Below are 24,356 nucleotides of genomic sequence, written 5' to 3'. Positions count from 1 at the left end.
TCAGTGATTCCACAATAACCATAAGTTAAACAAGGTAAAAATCATTACTAAACACGCTTATCAGGAGAATTAATTTTGGTATCTAAATCCGCAGAACTTCTGTTCCAAAATGACATTATCGCCAGCTTGCAATCTCAGGGCTGGCTGTTGGGTATTTCGGCCAATTATGACCGCAAACGTGCCTTATACCCAGAAGATGCATTGACCTATGTACAAGAAACCCAGCCTGATGCCTGGGAAAAGTTCTGTAGTATTTATCCAAAAGATACTAAAACACACTTCTTTAATGCGATTGAAAAACACCTAAACAACTACGGTACGCTCTGGACACTGCGCCATACAGTAAAAGACCGCGGTACACGGTTTGAGCTTTGCACTTTTAAGCCAGACCATGAACTTAACCCGGACTTGATGACCCGCTATAAAGCCAACCGCTTGCGCATCGTGCCAGAGCTGGTTTACTCCCCTAATGGTTACGATGGTCGTATCGATCTGACCTTGTTTGTTAATGGCCTGCCAGTAGCAACTCTGGAACTGAAATCGGCTTTTAAGCAGACGCTGGATGCAGCAAAATTACAATATATCAACGACCGTCAGCCAAAGACCAGTAATAAACCAGAACCATTACTCACCTTTAAACGAGGTGCACTGGTACATTTTGCCGTCAGCCAATATGAAGTAGCAATGACTACCAAACTGGATGGTAAAAAAACCTTCTTCCTGCCATTTAACCGTGGTACCACTGACGGAAGCGCGGGTAATGACCAGCCTGTTGACGGTTATGCCACCAGCTATCTGTGGCAGGAAATCTTACAACCGGATAATTGGTTACGTATTCTCCATCGTTATCTGCATCTGGAAAGTAAGCGGGTGGACGATCCGCTAGGTCACCAACAAATCAAAGAAACCCTGATATTCCCACGTTATCACCAGTGGAGCGCTGTCCAGTCAGTACTCGCAACAGTGCAGGCAGAAGGCATCGGTAAAAAATACTTAATTCAACATAGCGCGGGTTCAGGTAAATCCAACTCTATTGCCTGGCTGTCACATCAGTTAGCCACACTCTATCGACCCGATGGTCATAAAATCTTTAACTCAGTGATTGTGATTACCGACCGCACGGTACTCGACAACCAGTTACAGGATACTATTTACCAGTTTGAACATACCTCCGGTGTTATTAGTCGTATTAACCACGAAGAATCCGGCAGTAAATCGTCACAACTGGCAGAGGCGCTTTCACAAGGGACACCAATTATCATTGTCACCATTCAAACCTTCCCACATGTGCTGAAAGCCATTCAGGAAACCACTGGCTTAAAAGGTCAAGCCTTTGCCATTATCGCGGATGAAGCGCACTCCAGCCAAACCGGCAGTACAGCACGCCAGTTACGCGAAGTGCTGATGGCCGAGAAGATTGATAAAGAAGAGATAGACAGTCAGGACATGATAAACGCCACACTGGAAGCGCGTCGGGGCTCATCGGATATCAGTTATTTTGCTTTTACAGCTACACCTAAAGCGAAAACGCTTGAACTGTTTGGCCGCCCGCCTCATCCAGATATGCCATTGGCAAATGACAACAAACCAAAGCCCTTTCACCTCTATTCTATGCGCCAAGCGATTGAAGAAGGTTTTATTCTTGACGTGTTGAAGAATTACACCAGCTACGGTCAAGCGTACAAATTGGCACTAGAAACAGAAGATAAAGAAGTCGACAGCAAAAAAACCAAAACTAAGCTCAACAAATGGGTTCGCCTGCATCCACATAATATTGCCCAGAAAGCACAGGTAGTCATTGAACATTTCCGTGAAAACGTGGCAAAGCTACTTAACCACGAAGCCAAGGCAATGGTAGTAACCAGCAGCCGATTGGAAGCAGTAAAGTACAAGCAAGCATTTAACCACTATGTCACTGAAAAAGGTTATAAGCGCCTCACCGCTATGGTCGCGTTTTCAGGTGAAGTGGTTGATGAAGGAGAAAGCTACACAGAAAATTCAATGAACCCTGGCCTGAAGGGACGCGATATGCGTAAAGCGTTCGATACTGATGATTATCAGGTGATGCTGGTGGCGAATAAATTCCAAACCGGCTTTGACCAACCGAAGCTGGTAGCAATGTACGTCGATAAAAAGCTTAAAGGTGTGGACTGTATCCAGACCTTATCGCGTCTTAATCGCACCTATCCCGGCAAAGATACCACTTACGTGCTGGACTTCGTAAACGATCCGCAGGATGTACTGGCCGAGTTTAAAGAATATTACCAGAATGCTGAATTGATAACGGTATCAGATCCCAATTTAGTCTATGCCATTTACCACAAACTCAACGAGCAGCACATCTGGCAATGGAACGAAGTAACGAACTTCTCTGATGCCTACTTTGACCCAAAACGTGGACCAGAAGCGTTAACGACTTACTGCAAACCCGCCGTGGATCGTTTCACCAAGCGTTATCGTTCAGCCATAGATGTATTACGCGATGCGCTCTCAACCTTAGAGCAGGCAAAACAAAGTGGCGATAAGACCTGGCAAGTGAACTGTGAACGCAGCCTAAACCAGGCGCGAGAAGCGAAAGATGTACTGGATACCTTTAAAAAGGATATGAACAGTTTTACCCGCTTTTACGAATTTGCTTCACAGATTGTCGATCTACATGACGAGGATCTTGAACGATTAAATGTTTTCGTCCGCCATTTGCTGCCTCTGCTGCGCGAAGAGCGTCTGGATGACGATTTAGATATCAGTCAAATACAACTGACTCATTACCGTTTGTGGGAAAAACGTACTCAGGATCTGAAACTTCAGGCCGGTGGTGAAGGGTTAAAAGGCATCACCAGCGTAGGTAGCTCTATCTCACAACGCCCCAAGGATTTGCTTTCGCACATCCTTGAACAAATGAATGACCTGTTTGGAGCAGACACTACAGAAGGCGATAAGCTCACATGGCTGTACGGCACTGCAACTAAAGTCTCTGAAAATGAATCTGTTATGGCACAACTATTGAATAACAGCGTTGATCAGATCATGCATGGTGACTTTCCTAACGCAGTAGAGAGTGCGGTTATAGAAAGTATGGGCGCTTTTGAAAAAAATTCACATGCGTATCTGTCTGATCCGAAAGTCTCACAACAAATAAATCTGCTTATTTTTGAGGTGTTAATGAGAGGATTGAGGAGAGAATGAGTGTTTTCTAACCTAAATAACCTATGATTATTGGTTGACCAATACATTGATTATATTAATCTTTTTAAAGAGTTTATTAATTTTTTATGATAAAAAATATTTCTTTATTAAGATACACGGAAAAGTTAACAGGATCTAACAATGGATAGCACTTCTCTGGCATTTGCGGCTTATTGGCGCAACTCGCTTGCTGATGCGGCATTTGGACAAGGCGCTTTTACCAAAAAAGATACTCAAATATTTTCTCGCTGGTCCCCATCTGACATTCGCAATGGTCGCCTCAATGATGATACAGTTAAGCAATTTTTTATTTCAGAACCTAATGATGTACAAAGCGTTAGTGTCATTCTTCGCCCACAAGTCTATCTACGCCTCATAGAACATGGCGAAGAGCGCACCTCAGGTGCGCCTTCAGTAATCACACCTTTAATTACTCCGGCTGTATTATCACGTGATGGTTATCTCTATCCTACATCAGAGACTGTCATTCCTCGTGATCTTCTTGAACCTCTAGCAAAAGGAACATTTTCTATTGGAGATATCGCCCAGTTCGATAACTGGAAGACAGTTAATCATGTTTCTGCTATCCATTTTTATGAAGATGTACAAATCAGCAATAGCAATTCACAGCAAACTAAACAAGAAAAAATCGAACGTTTTCAAAAGCAATGGCAAGAATATCAGAATGATTGTAATGAGCTGTTAAAAGCTGTTGCCGGTGATTGGCAGGGAAATGATCATCAATATGAACGGTCGCAAAACGGCTTTATCATTAAAAAAATGCACCCAGGTGGTACCAACAAACATATTATTGCGTTTTATGATCACATGCTCCAAACAAAACAAGTTCCTCCATTATTTGCCCGCTTTGCCTCTACTAATATTGACGCTACCGAGCCATTATTACCATGTGGAGCAAAATTTACCGACAGATTAGGTCATTCAAGTGATAAATTCCCACTAGCGGTGGCACAACGTGATGCACTCAGTCATTTTCTTGATTGTCAGCACGGTGAAATTCTGGCCGTGAATGGTCCGCCAGGAACGGGTAAAACGACATTAGTTTTATCCGTTATTGCAACCTTATGGGCCAAAGCCGCATTAGCAAAAACAGCCCCTCCGGTTATTCTTGCTACATCTACAAATAATCAGGCTGTCACCAATATTATAGAAGCATTTGGAAAGGATTTTTCATATGGAACGGGACCTTTGGCAGGTCGATGGTTACCTAAAGTTAAAAGTTTTGGAGCTTATTACCCTTCCTCAACCAAAAAAGATAAAGCTGATGAAAAATATCAAACAGAAACTTTTTTTAACCAAATAGAGTCAGTAAAATTCATTGAGCATGCAGAAGAACATTATCTGATGTCTGCAATACAAGCGTTTCCTGGGGAAACACATTTTTCAACAGAAACTGTTGTTGAATTACTACATCAGCAATTACAAAAAGAAGTTAACAAGCTCTCTACCCTACAACAGTCTTGGCAAAAACTTTGTCAAATCAGGGAAAAAGTATCCCAAGTTATTGGCATAGATCCCGAGAGTTATATTGAAAAGAAAACGGTTATTATTTCATTACTGCGCAAGCATATTAATGCATTAAAAGCCATATCAGACCGATGGTTAGAATATCGTGCAAATGAACCTTTACTTTATTCACTCTTCTCCTGGTTTTCAGTCGTCAAAAGCAAACGGAATTTCCGTATACAACTACTTCTTAAAAAACTATGGCCTGAAGAAATTTCACAACCAAAATGGACTGATATCAATGAAATAACAAAATTAATTGACGACATTATTACGCAAAAACAGAAAGAATGTAATGAACATCAGTGTCAGCTAGATACAGCACAACACATTATCGAATTAGAAAAGCAAGCAGCCCAAGACTGGAGAAAAGCAACTCAAGTATTAGACTATATAGGAGACACAGAGCCGGACTTCTCATATGCAGATGAACTAGCAGATACACAAATCCGCTTTACCATCTTTTTACTCACCACGCATTATTGGGAAGGGAGATGGTTACTGGATATGAGGAATATTGGTAATATACGAAAAGAAAAGGGTAAAACCAAACGAGTTGCCTGTATATCACAGTGGCAACGCAGAATGAAAGTAACTCCTTGTGTTGTTATGACCTGCTATATGCTACCAACGAAAATGATCGCCAAACAATTCCGCAACCAAAACCCGCATGACGATGATTATCTCTATGATTTCGCAGATTTACTGATAGTTGATGAAGCGGGGCAAATACTACCTGAAGTTGCAGCGGCGTCTTTTGCACTAGCCAAAAAAGCATTAGTGATTGGTGATAGCGAACAGATTGCACCGATTTGGAATGTGTCAGGTCATATCGACATCGGTAATATGTTGGCGGCGAAAATTATCAATGATAATAATCCGGAACAGTCAATGGCACAATATGAACAATTGACCCAATACGGGAAAACAGCAGCAACCGGGAATGTCATGCGAATTGCACAACTAGCAACTCGTTATCAGTACGATCCTGAATTAATTCGCGGCATGTACCTTTATGAACACCGGCGTTGTGTAGATAATATTATTCATTATTGCAACACACTTTGTTATCACGGCAAGTTGCTTCCCAAAAGAGGTATTGCCAATACCGATAGTTTGTTTCCTCCTATGGGTTACCTACATATTAATGGTAAAGGTGTATCAGTAAATGGGAGTAGTCGTCATAATTTACTAGAGGCAGAAACTATCGCTGCTTGGGTTGCAGCTAATAAGGCGAAAATAGAGTCTCATTATAATAAAAGCATCCATGAAGTTATTGGCATAGTCACACCTTTTAGCGCCCAAGTTTCTATTCTGAAACAAGTATTCCGCAAATACGAGTTAAATAAGAACAGCGAAAACAAAATAACTATTGGTACAGTATATTCATTACAAGGCTCAGAAAGACAAATCATTATATTTTCTCCAGTCTATTCAAAACACGAGGATGGCGGTTTTATTGACCGCGATAATAGTATACTGAATGTTGCTGTTTCTCGAGCAAAGGACAGCTTTCTTGTGTTTGGCGATATGGACCTGTTTGAACTCCAACCCCCATCATCCCCTCGTGGTTTGCTAGCAAAGTATCTTTTTAGTGAAGATAACAATGCGCTGCAATTTGAATTCATTTCTCGGAAAGACTTATATTCACCTAAGACACAGGGCGGGATTCTACTTTGCGTAAAAATTATACATTTCGCAGATATTGATAATTTCTCACATTCAATACGATTTTATTGATAGGTTTTGATATCTGGCATGAACATTTATTGAGCTAGTAGAGGGTTGTTTTTATCCACAATAACCATATAGAAAATGTGAGATCCCGCCCTGACCTAAGACACAAGTTCATATCCTGAATGGTTTTAAGGAACATGATAATTTTCTATTGAATGCCTTAGAATACGTAAAAAAGGAAATGACTATTATTACCCCGTGGCTAACATATGAAAAAATTGAACAATCAGGCATATTGCAAGCAATGAGCCAAGCTTGTCAGAGAGGAGTTTCTGTCATCGTAGTTACCGATAGAATATATAACACTGGCAATGGTGATTACCAGGAAAGGGCAGAGAGGCGCCAGACATTAAAAAATGCGCTTCATCGTCTTGAATCACAAGGTATCACAACTCAGTTGGTCAAACGGGTTCACAGTAAAATTGTCATTATTGATGACTCGATGCTTTGTGTAGGCTCCTTTAACTGGTTTAGCGCATCACGTGATGTAAGATATGACCGTTTTGATACATCGATGGTTTACCAAGGTTCAAATCTTACTGACGAAATCAGTAGCATACAAAACAACTTACATCAGAGATCAGGTTAACAATATATACCCAATGGATTTCAAGATGCTTCGCCACGGCAAGGGAGCAAATCCCCGGTAGCATATACCCAATAGATTTCAAGTTGCAGTGCGGCGGCAAGAGAACGCATCCCCAGGAGCATAGATAACGATGTGACTGGGGTAAGTGAACGCAGCCAACAAAGAGGCAACTTGAAAGATAACAGGTATACATAGTAAACCTTATATGCCAACGACTTGGTTCTGAGTCTGGCTCCTGATCAGTAACAGCTAACCTCAGCCATTAAGCAGAGTTGAGGTTAATTAAAAAATTTCCAAAAGGATTCTATAAAATAATATTTATGAAATAAGAATTTGAAAGAATCGACAGGTGGGAATATCAACAAACAATATTCACCATGACAGGTGATCATTCTGGTACTTACAGCACCATCCTGATCACCTGTTGTTCCACGTTAGAAAAATACTTTTTCTAGCCTCAAATGCTGTTGGTCGTTCGCAATGTTGACCACAATGCTTTCATTGCCTTTCCTTTAGGGAAAGCAATGTATTCCGGCTCAATTAACGACGGCCGCCAGCTCATTTTATATTGGCGTTGCGAAGCAGCAGGATAAACAATGCCGCCTTTTGATGACATCCATTTAGCAATTTTATGAAATATTGCCGAGTCGTTGAAGCAGCTATCCTCGCCGAACTCCACTAAAGGCGTGAAGCCCAAATGAAGATAAGCCACTGCCCCCTCAGCCAAGAAGTCATTAATCGCTGTTTCATTAATAAACTGCATGGTTCCATCGGGTATATCCGGTTTTTTTCGAGATAAATTATGAAACCATCCCGATGTCTCCCCCCAAGTGTAACTATAAACGACATATGCCTGGATCTGTTCTCCCCGAGTTGCAATATATACTCTGTGCTCACCTGAACTCACTTCTACAGTGTTGAAATCAATCACCAGTTTTCTCAGAGCCTTTGCATGTTTTTCTTTCAACCAAAGCTGATTAATATGTTCTAGTTGTGGTTTAAGCCGATAATATTCCTCTTGTGAGCTGATCTCTCGAATAGAAATTCCTGCTCTTCTGGATTTGCTAATTTTATTTCTAAGCTGCTGAAAGCGTTTGCCTTTCATGCTATATCCATCAAGGAGTACTGAATAACTCGCCCCAAGTTGGTTAACAAAAAAGCCGTTATTCCTCAACAGCGCAAAATCACTCTCATCACCATGCAGAAACACCGGAAAAGCCCGTTTTTCTTTGGTGAAACGGAGAAATGACTGCAAAAGTTCAGCTCGTTCTTCGCCAGGAGCCAAAATGCCACCCACACACATATGCAGATTTTTGTCCTGGAAAAAACCTATAGCCCCCTTTTGATTGGTAAACCAATGTGTTTCAGTATTGAACAACAAGCTACTCAACGGGTGCCTGGAATAGCAAAGCACTTTTCTGAGATGATTGTTGCCAAGAACACCCTGAGCGTTCCCAGTGGTAATAACCTGAGGAACATCAGGCAACATGCTCATAATGTTCACCTTGATCATTGCGGGTATATTGGACAGGGACGAATCCATGCTTTCTTGCAATATCCCGGATGGCGAGTGCGTCATTGTAATCAATAGATTTACCGATGCTTTGATGCACACTGACTCCTTCAAGTGCGACAGCGATAGTTTCCGACAAACAGGCGAGATTTACCCCCGCAGGCACGTCGATCAAGTTGCAATCGCTATAGGTCACTTTCTCAGGCTGATGGACCAAACCGCCTTCGTAAATTTGACGGTTGCCATCACGAATGAAATCGAAAGGTCTGGCTGCATCAAAAACGATGGCAGAGCCTTTCAGATAATGGGTATTTAAGAAAGGTTTACCTTCGCTGGTTGCTGAGACGATAAAATCAGCCTGGCTTAAGGATTGCTCATAACTCTCTATTGCTTCCAAACCCAGAGTTCCTATGACTTCAAGAATTTGTTCATGCAATACACGAGCATCTGTCACACCCGGGTTTTGTTTAAACAGCCACTTTCTAATTTTATCCATAACTGAATCTGGCTGGATAACATCACGAGTTTTTAACACCGTGGAAAGCAGTGCCTTAGTCAGTTCAGAGAGCAGTACTCGCCCTTTGTTAGGTCGGCTAACCAGGATAATCCGGCCAAAGTTATGGGCCAAGCCAGTGACTGACAGCCTGCCAACGGAACCTCTGGCACCAACCACCGCCAAAGTTTGCAGATGTGCATTTTCAGTCAGCATTGAGCGGATACCTTCAACTACCGCCATTGCTGTCAGAGAGTTACCATTAGTCAATATCCGGCCCTGCCGATTATTTACCAGACTATTGCCTCCGTCAGTAATCACAGAGGTGTAAGCACCCAAACCGACAATTTCCGCGCCATTTTTCTCCGCCAAATCAAGGTATTCCTTCATCAAAGCAGCCCGCTCTTTGGTTGGTAATGCCATCATATCTTCAGGGCTGATAGGTGAGAACAAAAGCATGCCATTAACGTATGCCGTTGAGCTTTCAACACCAAATTCAACAGCGATATCAGGATTAAAATCAATAGCAGAAATTTGCATGATCCAACTACCAAGTTGTCTTTGCTGTTCCGGCGTATAATTTTCCTTTATTGACAGGCAATAAGAATGCGCAAATTCATTAACCGAAGTGGAATGAATCAAGAAAGCGAATTTCCTCCCCTCAACCAATTGAGAAATAGGCGCTTTAATCTGGGCAATACTGTTGTTTATTGAAATAGGATAACTAACCGCAGATGGCGGTAGATCCGTTATAGGCATGTCTATCAAGTGCGCAAATAAAACATCATATCGCCCATTCCGAACCAAGTTACAGACTTCATCAAAAGCTGTAAAAAATGTCTGAATATCTTCTTTAGAAACGTTAAGCGGTGGCTCGAAACGTACAGAGCAAGGGCGAGACATTAACGGCATGGTGAAAATACCGTAGTGTTTCAATAAGAAACTACAAATGATATAAGCCAGACCACCACTTCTTTGGCTAAAGTTGATAAATACGTTGGCAACCGCTTTGCTGTCCTGTATTTCAAGGCCACGCATCAACCCAGCACCTTGCCAACAAAAATGTTCTGGATATTTCGCCGATAACTGTTCAAGGCATTTATCAACATAACGGCTAACTTCCTGAACGTGCGTTAATGCCTTGCCATTATCTTTAGTCAGATGCTGGATAACGGCAATTCCCATCGTCGCAGCCAGTACATTATTGGCAAAAGTGGAGCTGTGTTTCTTATCGAACTCAGATAAATAAAGTTCATCTGCATACAACATTGCACCAATAGGTGAAATACCTGCACCCAGCGCCTTAGAAAACAAAATGACATCCGGTTTCAGAGAGTAAAGTGTGGCTGCACAGAATGCCCCCAACCTGCCTATACCCGTCTGAACTTCATCAAATATTGATAATGTGCCATTTTCCTTACACAATTTCAGAATACTGTACAATGTATCCGATGGAATGACTTTCATTCCACCTTCTCCCTGCACTGGTTCAATAATAAATGCAGCGAATTCTCGGCTCTCCAGCTTTCTTTTAATTTCAGCAAAATCTTCACTGTCAACATGTTCATACAGTTTATCATCGTAAATGAAATCAGCTTTAAACCGATTTGAACCTGTAGCAGATAACGCCGAATAAGTTTTACCGTGGAAACTACGATGTAAACTCAAAATACTTTTTCTGCCAGTAACCAAGCGCGCAAACTTAATCCCAGCTTCTACCGTTTCAGCACCACTATTAGTAAAAACGCAGTGGGTATATTTCTCCTTATCTATTTGCTCAGAAAGCATTTCCGCCAATAACCGTACTTTGTTGTGAATATTAGGCTGAACAAAGATGGGTTCTTTATTTTTAATGAATCTGTCAACTTCATAGGTAGCAAAATCAGGATTATGCCCAAATGGTAATGCACCATATTGAGCCAAGAAGTCCTTAACAACCCGGCCATTCGATAATGTAAGCTGGTTATTTTCAGCAGACTGAATATCCAACTCAAGGCCCACAGAGTTTAATAAACTCTCACGATATTGATTAACAAACATAGTTCTCTCTCTTTTTTATAGGTGCACAATGTCATGCTGTAAACAGCATGGGAAAATACTTGAGTTAAAATAGGTGATCTAAAAAGTCATTAAATTTGCTGCATTATTTGGCTAACCATCTGGAATTCTCCTATAGGATGAAATTTGAATAACTGTACAGCAGAATAGAAATTCATAATTTCTGGCGTTGTCATGACCTGAATCCCACCGCAACATCGGAGTATAAAACTGGCGGTTTCTTCAAGGATCTTTTCCAGGGTATAGCGCAATGCAAGGATGTTACGAATAGCATTTTCATCCCGATGAGCATCATGAGCTATAGTTAGCATCTGACCAAGAATAGCATTAATCTTATAATCAGCTTGAGCTAGGGTATATTTAATTGGTTGCTGTTCTGCTACTTTCTTCGGAATAAAACGGGCAAGCCCATTCAGAATTCCTGAATATGTATTAGCAGCAAAGTAATTAAATAGTGATAAACCGTAAGAAAGCACAACTTGCTGCTCAATCCCCTTATAGGGGGAAAGTAATTGCGGCGAAACTTCGGTATCCGAAAATTTAACTTCTTGATTATCACTTTCAGACAAAATCTTTAACCGCCAGAAAGGAATAACATTAATATTCTGTGCCGATTTTGAAACCAATACTACCCTCATCTCATTGTCATTATCGGTATCGCTGACCGATAGCACATAATAATCAGCAATCGAAGACAGAGAACAAGGTTTCTTCGAACCATTAACAAACAGTTTTCCTTCCTTAGAATGCATTTTAAGTGCTGGTGAAAAAATATTTGTCCCTGGCAGACCTTCAGCAAAAGCAGAAGCGACCAACACTTCTGAAACCATAACTTCATTTAATAATTTATTATTATCTTCAAATATGTCGGGAAACTTCGCACAAGCCAGCACAATATGATTATGCATGGTTAGGGCAATACCGGCAGCCGGAAGCCATGAGGATACCTCACGGATAGTATTACCTACCTGATAAAGCCCCTCTATATTGGATTGAGCTGCCAAACGTAGGCATTGTGAAGCGGCCCCAAAATCCAATAATAATTTTTTCAACTTATCAGGTGTCAGATTCTGGTATTGACCGCCATTTTTCCTGAGCTCTTCAACAATATCTGTCATTTTCAACTCTCCTTTTACATCTAAACCACTTACTACAAGCTTAATAAGCTACACTAAACCCATATATTCAAGGCGTGACTGCTGCATCTGTTCAACTAAGAAATGAGACAATTCAAGTCGAGACTCCACAGTAGATTCAGACAACAATACCCCTGGTGCCAGCTCATAACCTTCAATAAAGCGCAAATTGCTTTGCATACCCCGTTGATAAAACGTTTCACGCTCCACAAACAGATCATCAACAGACACCTGATTCCACAACGCCAATCCTTCTTCTATACATTCAAGGGCTGCTTGCTTTAGAGAACTGTCATTCTCAATAGCCATCTTGACTATATTTGCACATACGGTCAGATGCCTTAATTCATCAGCGTTAGCTCTGGCTTGTGTCTCGGCAGCCGCAATATCAAAGGGACGCCACTTGATCTCACTGAGTTCTGATGTTGGTGCCAGCACACCTTCCAGAACGACGGTAATGATCAGCACTCCTGCGATGTAGTCATTTTTCAACACCACCCACTTGTCAAAATAGGATCTTAATGTCTCCAACATATTGGTCATTTTCCCCTGTAAGAGGCTTTCCATGTTGTTGGTCACATTATTGATATCTGCGAAGCCTATTTTGACCAGATGTTCTCTGAATAATTTGGCATGCCTGCCTTCGTCAAATATTTGAGTCAGCATATAATCAAAGTTAATGTTGTCTGGAGCTTTATCTGCAAGCAGCAGCAGGGCTTTAGTCGCTTCATATTCTGAAATCGATTTGAAAGAAAGTTCCCTAATCAAAGATTCCCGTAAATCGCCTGGCAAATAGGTTAATTTAGGATCATTGGCGTAGCGGTTTTTTTTCCTTTGTTCAACCTGTATCTGTTCAGCAAACCATTCATCTAATCCCCATTCCTTAGCCTGCATTTCTATTTCCGATGCCTGTTTAATTAAGCCCATGATGTCAATTCCTCTTTAAATAACGTATCTCTCTGTGATAATTCACTTCAATGAACAGTTGGCTGTTTAAACACATTAATTGATAACTTAGGGAAATTTCCCAGTACGCCTCTGTCTAAACAGATATGAACAAACAATGCAATAATGCTGTAATTATCCTTAAATAACCATAACCAGACCAAACTAATTATGCTAAGCGTAAATATGTTGTGGCAAATATTATAAACAGTATAAAACCCCGGAGGAGGAACCTCTTTTTTATTCAGCAAACTCCAGATTCGCCCTGGGTAATAGCCAACAATATCAATCAGAAAAAATAACAAAACAAATTGCCACCAGCTTATATAGTCCATAAGTTGCCAAGTCAGGAATAAACTAATAAAAAATAACCCTAGGAATTCCCAACGTAGCATTTTCAGTGTGTTAATCATTTTTATTCTCCAACATTTTTTTCTTCATGATTTTAATAATCTCTCCTGGCTGCTTAATCCAGGCACTATGAGGATTCCCCTTAACATCCAGAGCCACTTCGCTAACCTCTGAGTGAGGTATAAGCCTTGCTAATTCCTTGGTAGATTTTAACGGAGCCCAATTATCTCCCTTTAAACATATATAAACGGCTTTGGATAAGTGATTATTCTTTTTACCTTTATAGGCACTGACATGATAGTAATTTCCCGTACAGGCAGTTTTGGACCAGTCTCTCATCAACCCCTTAGCTTCTCTTATGCCAAAACCAATCTTTTTCCCAGGAAGATAACCATATAACGCCGTCAGAATGCGAAAAATAACGGCGGCTGTTATTATCTGTATCTGCCCCATGCCCTGCCAATTCTTGTACCACACGTTCCCTGTCGCCACACAAAACAGAGAAAAAGGTCTGTTAGTTGAGCAGGCAAAAAGCGTCGCAATATGCCCACCAAGGCTGTGGCCAAAGACAATAGGAATTTCTTTAGCATTTAATTCAACAGCTTTGTCTAACATTGCCGGAAGGTAATCCCGCAACAGATCGGAATAGTTATAATCATCTTTTCTGCTAGGTTTAGGTTGATTGTCCCCATAGCCTGGCATATCAGAAGTCACAACCTGAAAATCCTCTTTTACCAGTTGCTGTATCAGAATTTCATATTTCCTGATTTCCACACCAATAGCCGGTAACAATACAATAACCCTACCATTACTATCTCTCCGATAAATCTTATAGTTACAGAGAAACTTACCAGCTACTTCAAAACTATCACCTTCAATACTATTTTTCATATAGTTGCGCTTCCATTGACTTCATCCCCCAGTGACGGGTACTGGAGATAAGCTCTCCAGAAAAACATTCGTGCTTTGAATGCCACAAATGTTAAATGCTCGTCTCTCTCTGGGGAATTGGTAGTTTTAGAATTTATTATTAACCAATATAAAATCCCCTTATACTTTCTTAGTAACAGGCTATAGATAAAGCAAGAAACGTATCCTATTTTATAAATTTTTCGCTGGAAGAATTATTTTACATGCTGCTTATAACCTAATTTCAGAAAAAAACCATTTCATATATATATTAATACATTGCGTGATGAATTAATAAGAATATAACATCCAATCTCGTTAGGTCTATTTTTTGATATTCTTTGTCAGGGAAGTACTGAGTTAAAAGGTAAGAGATTATATTAAAAACTCACGCCACATAGATTAGAAAACAAGCTATCATGGGCATTTTTTCAAAACAATATCCTAAGTTCACAGCATAACGCTATATATTTTAATTTTGTTATTTAAGTTCTTGTAATTAACAATAAAATCACAAAATAGATATTCTAATTAAACTACACTTTCATACTTGTCTTATTGTTTACAAACCTTTTAACGAAATAACAATCTGACTCATCAGAAAAACAACAAAATAAATAGATTTCAAAATTAGATTATTATAGAGGACGGAAAACATGATAACGATTCCACTTAAGTACCGGTCTAGTCCCTGCGATTTTTTCAGATCGCAATGACAAGCAGCATTCTCCACACATCGGATGAGTGTTTTTCAGGTTTATCGTCCATAATGAGAAATGAAAATGAATTCCATCTTATCATTCAGAGGGTATTTCGATGAGCACTGCCGTTACCATTAAAAAAACAAAAAGAATTAGGATTACAGCGAATAATGCTGCTGCTAACGGGCAGGTACAGTCATTAAGTCGCGGACTGACTCTTTTGGAATATATTTCCGAGTCACCAGGCGGTATCGCACTGACTGATTTGGCACAACAAGCCGGGTTACCAAACTCCACCACTCACCGCCTTCTCACCACCTTACAACAACACGGTTTTGTCCGCCAAATTGGCGATTTAGGGCTGTGGGTTATCGGTTCACACACTTTTATTGTCGGCAGCAGTTTCTTACAGAGCCGAAATTTATTGGCACTTATTCACCCGATCCTCCGCCGCCTAATGGAAGATTCCGGTGAAACCGTGAATTTAGCTATTCTTGATCACAGTGAATATGAAGCGGTTATTGTCGATCAAGTACAGTGTAATGCGCTGATGAGAATGTCTGCGCCAATCGGCGGTAAGTTACCTATGCATGCTTCCGGTGCTGGCAAAGCACTCCTTTCAACACTACCAGACAATAAATTGGTTCAATTACTGCATAAGAAAGGGCTTCATTCTTACACACAATATACCAGGACCACTCCCTCCGCTTTAAAAGAAAATCTGGAGCAAACACGTAAACAAGGGTATTCATTCGACGATGAAGAACATGCTTTGGGTCTACGCTGCATTGCCGCCTGTATTTATGATGAACACCACCAAGCTTTTGCCGCTATTTCTATTTCCGGCCCAGTATCACGGATCACCGATGATCGCATCACTGAACTTGGTGCATTAGTTATCCGTGCAGCAAAAGAAATCAGTAAAGAATATGGCGGGGTTCGTTAATTCTTTTTCCTTATAATCCTATTTTTTACAGGACATTGATTTTATCGTGTCCTGTATTTTCAGACCAATAAATTCAATTTAATTTATTATTCCTCTGAAAATATTATCCATAATATAGTAGAATAACAACAAAATTATTTAACCAGACTATAAATAACATCAGTAAATAAGATAAAGGGTCCGAAAATAATTATATTTCCAGACCCTTATATACCCAATAGATTTCAAGTTGCAATGCGGCGGCAAGTGAACACAGCCAACAAAGCAGCAGCTTGAAAGATGAAGGGGATAGATAAGGATTAGTTAATGGAATACTAATCGATGAATATCATTCTGATTAAATCGCTTTTGATAAATTCCAAGTGCCTGTTCCGTTACCTCGATTAGAAAGACGTGAAGTATATACATTATATACAGCACCAGAAACAGTAGCATTGAAACAAGTATCGAGAAATCCTCCACGCACGCTATTATAACCATTCAGAAAACGGATAATATCGCCTTCACGAACTTTACCATCATGTCCATTGGTTGTATCTGAAAAAATGTACCATGTTAGGGTTTCAACCGGACGTGCTGCTTTCTCAGCTGTATAAACATTATAGAGTTCAGGTGACGGCGCATAACCATTAGTACCAAGATATCCCCCATTATTCTGGTAAAGATTGGCGAGAAATACGATTTCACCACTGTAAACCTCTTGCCCAATGCCTTTTCCACTCGCAGACAAAATTTGCCATGTACCCGTACCTGTACCCGGAGCGCGATTCGGCGAAGTAGCCGTATATACATTATATTTTGCTCCTTGTACGGTTGCATAACCATTAGTGTCCAGATAGCCACCATTTCCAAGGTAGTTATTTTTAATATGAATTTTATCACCGTATAAAATTACACTAGCCATTATTATATCCTTAAATACTTCCACGAAGTTATATACTCGTCATCTTTCAAGTTGCCTCTTTGTTGGCTGCACTCACTCACCCCGGTCACAGAGTTATCTATGCTCCCTTGCCGTCGCGATCCATCTTGAAATCTATTGAGTATATATGTGTTATATGAAATTTTTCATGTACTTAATTAAGAGTCAAAAATATCAATTCTTTTTCCAGCCATTAACTGTGGCTAAAACTCCTTGATTTCCAAACTCTATAAAATTATAGCTCCCCCACAAATAAGTGGATCTATTTTTATTTCTTAAAGCAATTATTAAATATATGTTTTTAACTCACATTCTAATTATTATTTTCTAATAATGAATATATTTCATATTGAATCCCAGGTTTATTTTTATCAGAAATATTCACATCCCGCACAAGAAAAACAAAGCGGAATGAATTCATATTTAATTTAGAAAAATAATTTAATGAGGATAATAATTATTGGTGAAAATGGCGGTCGCTAACAGCAACCACCAATTCCCAATAAAATCAGGCTGAAACTTTGGTAATAGAGTAAGTTTCTATCTCAGTACGCTGACTGAACCGCTGTTTACGACGATAGGCAAACACATCTTCCACATGACCACTTTTGATCCGTTCCTGTAGCGCTCGCCAATAGTCTGCTTTAAACAAATCACTATGCATCTCTTCAAAATAGCAGCGGATACGACTGTCAGTACAAAGAAAATGCCGGAATTCCTCAGGAAAAACATCATTTGGTGCCACGCTATACCACGGCTCACCGGCAAGTTCATCTTCAGGGTAACGCGGTGGGGGGATATCCCGGAAGTTAACTTCCGTCATATAACAGATTTCATCATAGTCGTAGAACACCACTCGCCCATGCCGTGTCACACCAAAGTTTTTGAACAGCATATCTCCTGGGAAAATGTTTGCAGCGGCAAGTTGTTTGATGGCATTTCCATACTCTTCAATAGTATCTTTCAGTTTCTGTTCATCCACCTGTTCCATATAGATATTCAGCGGCGTCATCCGACGCTCCATATACAGATGTTTGATAAGGATCTTACTCCCGAGATCTTCCAGTTTTTCTGGTATTTCTTTCTGTAACTCTTCCATCAGTTCAGGGCTGATGCGAGCTTTATCAATAACGAAATTTTCGAATTCCTGCGTATCCGCCATTCGCCCTACACGGTCATGCTCTTTGACCAGACGGTAACACTCCTGTACCCGCTCCTGAGTGACTTCTTTCTGGGGCGCAAACCTGTCTTTAATCACCTTGAAGACTCTATCGAGTGACGGTGAAGTAAACACCAGCATCACCATCCCCTTAACACCAGGAGCAATCATAAATTGCTCTTTAGAAAAGGTAATAAATGCCAGATATTCCCGGTAATATTCTGTCTTACCATGCTTCTGACAGCCAATAGCCATATAAAGCTCAGCCGTTGATTTGGCAGGCAATATTTCTCTTAACCATTCAACTAACGCCGCAGGCAAGGGAGCATAAACCATAAAATAGGAACGAGCGAAACCAAATACAATACTGACATCGGCATGATCGGTTAGACAGGTATCAATAAAAATCCCGCCGGATTCGTTATGATGGATCGGCAACAAGAAAGGATAAACTTTATTTCCAATTCGAATCTTACCCACCAACCAAGCCGCTTTGTTGCGATAGAACAGTTCATTAGCTATCTGAAAAGTCGCCTGTAATATTTCTCCATCTGGAAATATGCGTTGCAGATAATCCGTGATATAACGAATATCTCTCTCCAGATCTTCCCAGGGCAGACGCAGCGGCAAATCATTAAGCATTGTCCGTAACATTGAATTGAGATTGCCATTAGGGAAAAAGTCTCGCGATAACGGACGGGGAATATCCCGAAATCTGCGAACAGGCTGGGAAGTAAAAATAAATAACTTATCTGGCGTCAAGTTACGATGTTCAAATAGACGACAATAAACAGAGTTAAAAAAGCTCTCTGCAATTTCAAACCGGGGATAATCCGGTAATAAATTGGTATAAACAACCTTTACCTTAGCAATGTAATCTTCATCGTATCCGAAAACACCATGTATACATTTAAGCTGCTCAACAACCAGACCAACGTGGTGATCATAAAGATTAATACGCTTTTTCATGGCCTGCTGAACAGCGTGCCAATCAGCCTGTTCAAAGCGTTGCTGTGCGCCTGAAGTGACTTCCAGAAAGCGGCCATATTGTGCATCAAATCCCTGTAAAATAGTCTGTGCTATCAAATGTGCAGAATCTATCCCCATTGCAACTCCTCAATATATTCAGCCTGCAATAGGCAGGCTGAATAGAATCCAATCAGAACTGCTGTTCCTCCGTGGAACCTGTCAATGCGGTTACTGACGATATGCCACCCTGAATAATCGTGGTAACTTTATCAAAATAACTGGTGCCAACTTCCTGCTGATGAGAAGAGAAGGTATAGCCCCGTTCAATGGATTCAAACTCTCTTTCCTGTACTTTCTCCACATAATGCCTCATGCCTTCACCCTGCGCATAAGCATGTGCCAGGTCAAACATGTTAAACCACATGCTATGAATACCCGCCAAAGTAATAAACTGGAATTTATAACCCATTGCTGACAGTTCATCCTGAAAACGCGCAATAGTTTTATCATCCAAATTCTTTTTCCAATTGAATGATGGAGAACAGTTGTAAGCCAGTAACTTACCGGGGTATTCAGCGTGAATCGCCTCAGCAAAATGACGCGCCATTTCGATATCAGGTGTTGATGTTTCACACCACACCAAATCAGCATACGGTGCATAAGCTAAACCACGACTAATGGCCTGATCGATACCGGCTCTGGTACGGAAAAATCCTTCAATAGTCCGCTCGCCAGTAATAAATTCACGATCATAAGCATCACTATCAGAAGTTAGTAGATCAGCCGCATCAGCATCTGTACGAGCAACTAACAGTGTTGGTACGCCAGAAACATCCGCAGCCAGACGCGCAGCAACTAATTTCTGAATAGCCTCTTGTGTCGGAACCAAAACTTTACCGCCCATATGACCACATTTTTTCACCGCCGCCAGTTGGTCTTCAAAATGAACTGCCGCCGCACCAGCCTCAATCATGGCTTTCATCAATTCAAAAGCATTTAAAACACCACCAAATCCGGCTTCCGCATCTGCCACAATTGGCAGGAAGTAATCAATATATTCCTGGCTGTCAGTACCAATACCATTTGCCCATTGAATCTGATCTGCGCGACGGAAGCTGTTGTTAATACGTTTTACCACCGCCGGAACCGAATCCACCGGATAAAGAGACTGATCAGGATACATACTGGATGCCGTGTTGGCATCAGCCGCAACCTGCCAGCCAGAAAGATAAATCGCCTCAATACCCGCTTTTGCCTGCTGTAATGCCTGTCCACCGGTCAATGCACCCAATGAGTTCACATAATCTTTCTTTGCTGTACCATGCAGCAATTCCCATAGTTTTTTGGCTCCAAGTTGGGCCAATGTATGCTCAGGATTAACCGAACCGCGCAATTTAACCACATCTTCCGCGCTGTACGGACGAATAATCCCTTTCCAACGGTCACTTTTCCATTCCTGTTCCAGTTGAGCGATTTGTTGAGTTCTGGAGATTGTCATGACGTCTACTTCCTATCTTTCATTAAATTAATCGGATATGGTGTTTTGTTATTATTTGTTGCTTAGTCGAGCAATTGATATCCCGGTAAGGTCAGAAAATCTATCAGCTCGTCCTGAGTCGTAATGCGTTCCATCAACTTAGCCGCATCGTCAAATCGCCCTTGGCTGAAACGTGTTTCCCCAACCTCTTGCTTAATGACCGCCATTTCCTCTACCAACATCTGCCTGAATAAACTTTTTGTAATTTTCTTACCATTGGATAATGATTTTTCATGGTGAATCCATTGCCAAATGGATGTCCGGGAAATTTCTGCTGTCGCAGCATCTTCCATCAAGCCATAGATAGGTACGCATCCATTTCCTGAAATCCAAGCTTCAATGTATTGAACCGCTACGCGGATATTGGCGCGCATACCTTCCTCAGTACGATCTCCAGAACAAGGTTCTAATAATTGAGCCGCAGTAATAGGTGCATCTTCTTCACGGAAGATATCTAACTGGTTTTGTTGTTTCCCCAATACTTTGTCGAAAACCTCCATTACCGTATCCGCAAGTCCTGGATGTGCAATCCATGTACCATCATGACCATTACGTGCTTCCAGCTCTTTATCCGCTCTAACTTTATCCAATACCCATTTATTATGTTCAGTATCTTTACTTGGAATGAAGGCAGCCATGCCTCCCATTGCAAACGCTCCGCGCTTATGACACGTTTTGATCAATAAACGGGAATAAGCACTAAGGAAAGGTTGATCCATAGTGACTGATTGACGGTCAGGTAGAACCCGATCTCCATGGTTTTTCAATGTCTTTATATAGCTGAAAATGTAATCCCAGCGACCACAATTAAGGCCAACAATGTGATGACGGAGGTGGTAAAGAATTTCATCCATCTGGAATACAGCTGGCAGAGTTTCAATCAGTACCGTTGCTTTGATTGTCCCCCTTGGCAGATCAAAGCGATCTTCTGCAAAACTGAATACATCATTCCACCACTGTGCTTCGTGGTAAGACTGAATTTTTGGCAAGTAGAAATAGGGGCCACTGCCTTTTGCCAGCAATTGCTTATAGTTGTGATAAAAATAAAGAGCAAAATCAAACAATCCACCGGCAATTGGCTCTTCCTGATAGAAAACATGTTTTTCCGGTAAATGAAGCCCTCTTACTCGCGCGATCAAAACAGCCGGATCTGATCGCAACTGGTATTGCTTACCCTGATCATTAACGTAAGAAATTGTTCCATTAACAGCATCACGTAAATTGATTTGTCCTTCAATAACCCTATCCCAAGCCGGTGCTAAAGAATCCTCGAAATCAGCCATGAAAACTTTTACATTAGCATTCAAAGCGTTGATAACCATTTTCCGTTCTACCGGTCCAGTGATTTCCACTCTGCGGTCACGGAGATCTATTGGAATATTTTGAATTTTCCATTCACCATCACGAATGGAACTGGTTTCCGAAATAAAATCAGGTAATTCGCCATCATCAATTTTCTTTTGCCAAATATCCCGCTCGGCTAATAATTTTTTCCGAGTATCAGTAAACCGCATAATCAGATCCACCAGAAAATCTACCGCCTGCGGCGTCAAGATCTCCTGTTCTGCTGCACCAAATCGCTTAATAAACGATAATTCAGTCGCTAAAGTTTGCTGCGTCATCCATCCATCCTCACTTTAAAACACACCTGAATAAGAGTAATAGATATTTAAAATAAATCAAAAACGATTTCCATTTTTTAAAAAATTTATTTTTATTCAATAAAAAACAATTAGTTAAAAACAAAAATAACTATTTTAAATTAGAGAAATTGATTCCATAAAATATAGAATTACTTTGTTAAGTTTTTGTTATGTAAGATAAACTACAAAAAGTGCGGTATTTTGGCAGAGATAAGAAAAAATCAGGATAGTAAAGTGGCTGAAATTCAGCCACCTAAAGGTATTAGTCCAATGTTGGATTCATGTAGGTAAGATCATATGGCGTGATTTGGTACACATAGTAATTCAACCAGTTGGAAAATAATAAATGTCCGTGGCTACGCCATGATGCCAATGGTTTTCTTTCTGGATTATTATCCGGGAAATAATTTATTGGGATCTTAGGATCTAAACCTGCTGCTAAATCACGTAAGTACTCACTAGCCAGTGTTTCACAATCATACTCAGGATGGCCGGTGACAAATACCATACGTTTATCTTTGCTAGCTAATAAGTACACCCCTGCACCTTCAGAGCTGGAAAGAATATCCAAATCAGTATGTTCACGGATAATATGCTCAGGAAAATCTGCATAGCGAGAATGAGGGGCAAAAAAAGACTCATCAAAGCCACGAGTCAATAATGCCAGAGGGTCCAGAGTGGAATGAGAATAAACACCGGATAATTTCACTTCTCTGGTGAATTTGGGCAAACCATACAAAATATTCAATGCAGCTTGTACAGCCCAGCAGATAAACAGAGTCGAAGTCACATGTTCCTTTGCCCAACTCATTATTCTTTCGATCTGCCCCCAATATGCCACATCTTCGAATTCAACTAATCCCAATGGAGCACCAGTGACAATTAAACCATCAAAATTTTGGTGTTTTATCTGTTCGAAATCACAATAAAAATTGTCCAAATGCTCAGCAGGTGTGTTCCTGCACTTCCGGTTATCCACCCTGAGCAGTTGAATATCTACCTGTAAAGGCGAGTTAGATAGCAACCGTAAAAATTGATTTTCAGTCTCAATTTTCTTTGGCATCAAGTTAAGCAGCAATACCTTTAACGGACGTATATTTTGAATATTTGCACGAGTAGATGTCATCACGAACACATTCTCGTCTCGTAAAAAATTCACTGCGGGTAGTTCATCCGGTATACAAATTGGCATGCTATAACCTCAATTTTTTATCCATTCACACGTTTAGACTTCTAGATAGCTAAATTTAACTAAGTATTAGCAGAATGTCGAGGCTTTACAAGTAAGCTGAAATTATTTCATTTTTGTCCATATCATGATATTCAACGTGATAATAGTTAATAAATTTTTAACATTTAAAATTGGAAACAATTTGAATTTCATTTGTCACATAGAAAAAAATAAAGCAGGTTAATTCAATTACGAGATGAAGAATATTAATATTCAATGATATTTTCGGTAAAAATAGATGTCAAATTCGATTAATAAGTGCAATTTTTTAGAAAGGCGCTCTGTTAATATAGCACGCATCTTTACATCAACCATTTCATTAATAAAGCGACAAAAACGACCAAAGAAATAAAGAATGAATAGAAAGGTTAATTTGGTGTAACTTGATTTCTAAACCGTTGAGTGATTATCCGAAGAGATATAAAAGGATATATTTCCATCATGAAAACATTTATAGACTGGTTTATAAAAACAAAAAGGGAATGATTTATAGTACCTTCTTTCTCGGGATTGAGAATAACCATTTGATAAAAAACATAAATTGGTGATTGCGAAAGAGATGAGATAATCGGAAAAGATAAAAAATAGAACAGCAAATATCAGAGATAGCAGAAGCCACAGTGAAGAATTTATACCCATTTATATTATATTTACTATGCAAAACCTCATGTATATTTAATAAAAAGAAATAAAGAAATAAAGAAATAAAGAAATAAAGAAATAAAGAAATAAAGAAATAAAGAAATAAAGAAATAAAGAAATAAAGAAATAAAGAAATAAAGAAATAAAATTATAGCCTATAAC

General features: G+C 40.1%; 14 protein-coding genes and 1 pseudogene. 4 read left to right on the top strand and 11 right to left on the bottom strand.

The genetic code is table 11. From position 1 onward, the window contains the following. Nucleotides 1-72: 72 nt before the first annotated feature. The 3 genes and pseudogenes from AM629_RS07990 to AM629_RS07980 all read left to right on the top strand — a co-directional run bounded on the left by AM629_RS07990 (nucleotide 73) and on the right by AM629_RS07980 (nucleotide 7,039). A complete protein-coding gene (locus AM629_RS07990) occupies nucleotides 73-3,186 on the top strand; it encodes a type I restriction endonuclease subunit R (RefSeq protein WP_083451899.1) in 3,114 nt (1,037 codons plus the stop codon). 141 nt (nucleotides 3,187-3,327) lie between these two features. Continuing rightward, nucleotides 3,328-6,375, top strand: a pseudogene (locus tag AM629_RS22990) (AAA domain-containing protein); the annotation flags it as partial. A gap of 226 nt (nucleotides 6,376-6,601) precedes the next feature. Beyond that, on the top strand, nucleotides 6,602-7,039 hold the full coding sequence (locus tag AM629_RS07980; protein ID WP_072161839.1) for a phospholipase D-like domain-containing protein: 438 nt from the start codon (nucleotides 6,602-6,604) through the stop codon (nucleotides 7,037-7,039). A 457-nt stretch (nucleotides 7,040-7,496) separates the two neighbouring features. Here the strand turns inward: AM629_RS07980 and AM629_RS07975 are convergent, their stop codons facing one another. The 6 genes from AM629_RS07975 to AM629_RS07950 form a co-directional block, all read right to left on the bottom strand. Further along, on the bottom strand, nucleotides 7,497-8,534 hold the full coding sequence (locus tag AM629_RS07975) for a DUF2156 domain-containing protein (protein ID WP_054477813.1): 1,038 nt from the start codon (nucleotides 8,532-8,534) through the stop codon (nucleotides 7,497-7,499). Continuing rightward, entirely contained in the window at nucleotides 8,518-11,085 is a 2,568-nt protein-coding gene (locus AM629_RS07970) for an aminotransferase class III-fold pyridoxal phosphate-dependent enzyme (protein WP_054477811.1), read from the bottom strand. The genes AM629_RS07975 and AM629_RS07970 overlap by 17 nt, the downstream gene beginning before the upstream one ends. An 89-nt stretch (nucleotides 11,086-11,174) precedes the next feature. Further along, on the bottom strand, nucleotides 11,175-12,221 hold the full coding sequence (locus AM629_RS07965; protein WP_054477809.1) for an acyl-CoA/acyl-ACP dehydrogenase: 1,047 nt from the start codon (nucleotides 12,219-12,221) through the stop codon (nucleotides 11,175-11,177). A 48-nt stretch (nucleotides 12,222-12,269) separates the two neighbouring features. Beyond that, nucleotides 12,270-13,166 (bottom strand): hypothetical protein, encoded by an 897-nt coding sequence (locus tag AM629_RS07960; RefSeq protein WP_054477807.1) that lies wholly within the window; start codon nucleotides 13,164-13,166, stop codon nucleotides 12,270-12,272. 47 nt (nucleotides 13,167-13,213) lie between these two features. Then, complete coding sequence (locus AM629_RS07955; protein WP_054477805.1) at nucleotides 13,214-13,597, bottom strand: hypothetical protein; 384 nt, start codon at nucleotides 13,595-13,597, stop codon at nucleotides 13,214-13,216. After that, nucleotides 13,590-14,426 (bottom strand): alpha/beta fold hydrolase, encoded by an 837-nt coding sequence (locus AM629_RS07950; RefSeq protein WP_054477803.1) that lies wholly within the window; start codon nucleotides 14,424-14,426, stop codon nucleotides 13,590-13,592. Before AM629_RS07950 ends, AM629_RS07955 begins: the two co-directional genes overlap by 8 nt. Nucleotides 14,427-15,260: 834 nt before the next feature. Here AM629_RS07950 and iclR point away from each other — a divergent pair. Next, a complete protein-coding gene (iclR, locus tag AM629_RS07945; protein ID WP_054477801.1) occupies nucleotides 15,261-16,091 on the top strand; it encodes a glyoxylate bypass operon transcriptional repressor IclR in 831 nt (276 codons plus the stop codon). Between the two features lie 337 nt (nucleotides 16,092-16,428). Here iclR and AM629_RS07940 read toward each other — a convergent pair whose 3' ends face one another. The 5 genes from AM629_RS07940 to metA all read right to left on the bottom strand — a co-directional run bounded on the left by AM629_RS07940 (nucleotide 16,429) and on the right by metA (nucleotide 23,513). Then, nucleotides 16,429-16,995 carry a hypothetical protein gene (locus tag AM629_RS07940; protein ID WP_054477799.1) on the bottom strand — a complete coding sequence of 189 codons (567 nt, stop codon included), beginning with the start codon at nucleotides 16,993-16,995 and terminating at the stop codon, nucleotides 16,429-16,431. A gap of 526 nt (nucleotides 16,996-17,521) precedes the next feature. Next, complete coding sequence (gene aceK / locus AM629_RS07935) at nucleotides 17,522-19,279, bottom strand: bifunctional isocitrate dehydrogenase kinase/phosphatase (RefSeq protein WP_054477797.1); 1,758 nt, start codon at nucleotides 19,277-19,279, stop codon at nucleotides 17,522-17,524. 52 nt (nucleotides 19,280-19,331) lie between these two features. Further along, nucleotides 19,332-20,639: an isocitrate lyase gene (gene aceA / locus AM629_RS07930; protein WP_054477795.1), complete on the bottom strand. Its 1,308-nt coding sequence runs from the start codon at nucleotides 20,637-20,639 to the stop codon at nucleotides 19,332-19,334. Between the two features lie 62 nt (nucleotides 20,640-20,701). Beyond that, nucleotides 20,702-22,300 carry a malate synthase A gene (aceB, locus tag AM629_RS07925; RefSeq protein WP_054477793.1) on the bottom strand — a complete coding sequence of 533 codons (1,599 nt, stop codon included), beginning with the start codon at nucleotides 22,298-22,300 and terminating at the stop codon, nucleotides 20,702-20,704. Nucleotides 22,301-22,583: 283 nt separating this feature from the next. Continuing rightward, nucleotides 22,584-23,513, bottom strand: coding sequence for a homoserine O-acetyltransferase MetA (gene metA / locus AM629_RS07920; RefSeq protein WP_054477791.1), 930 nt, complete (start codon nucleotides 23,511-23,513; stop codon nucleotides 22,584-22,586). Nucleotides 23,514-24,356: the final 843 nt, after the last annotated feature.

This window comes from Photorhabdus heterorhabditis, from assembly GCF_001280945.1.
GTDB lineage: Bacteria > Pseudomonadota > Gammaproteobacteria > Enterobacterales > Enterobacteriaceae > Photorhabdus > Photorhabdus heterorhabditis.
This window is presented reverse-complemented; position numbering and strand designations above follow the sequence as displayed.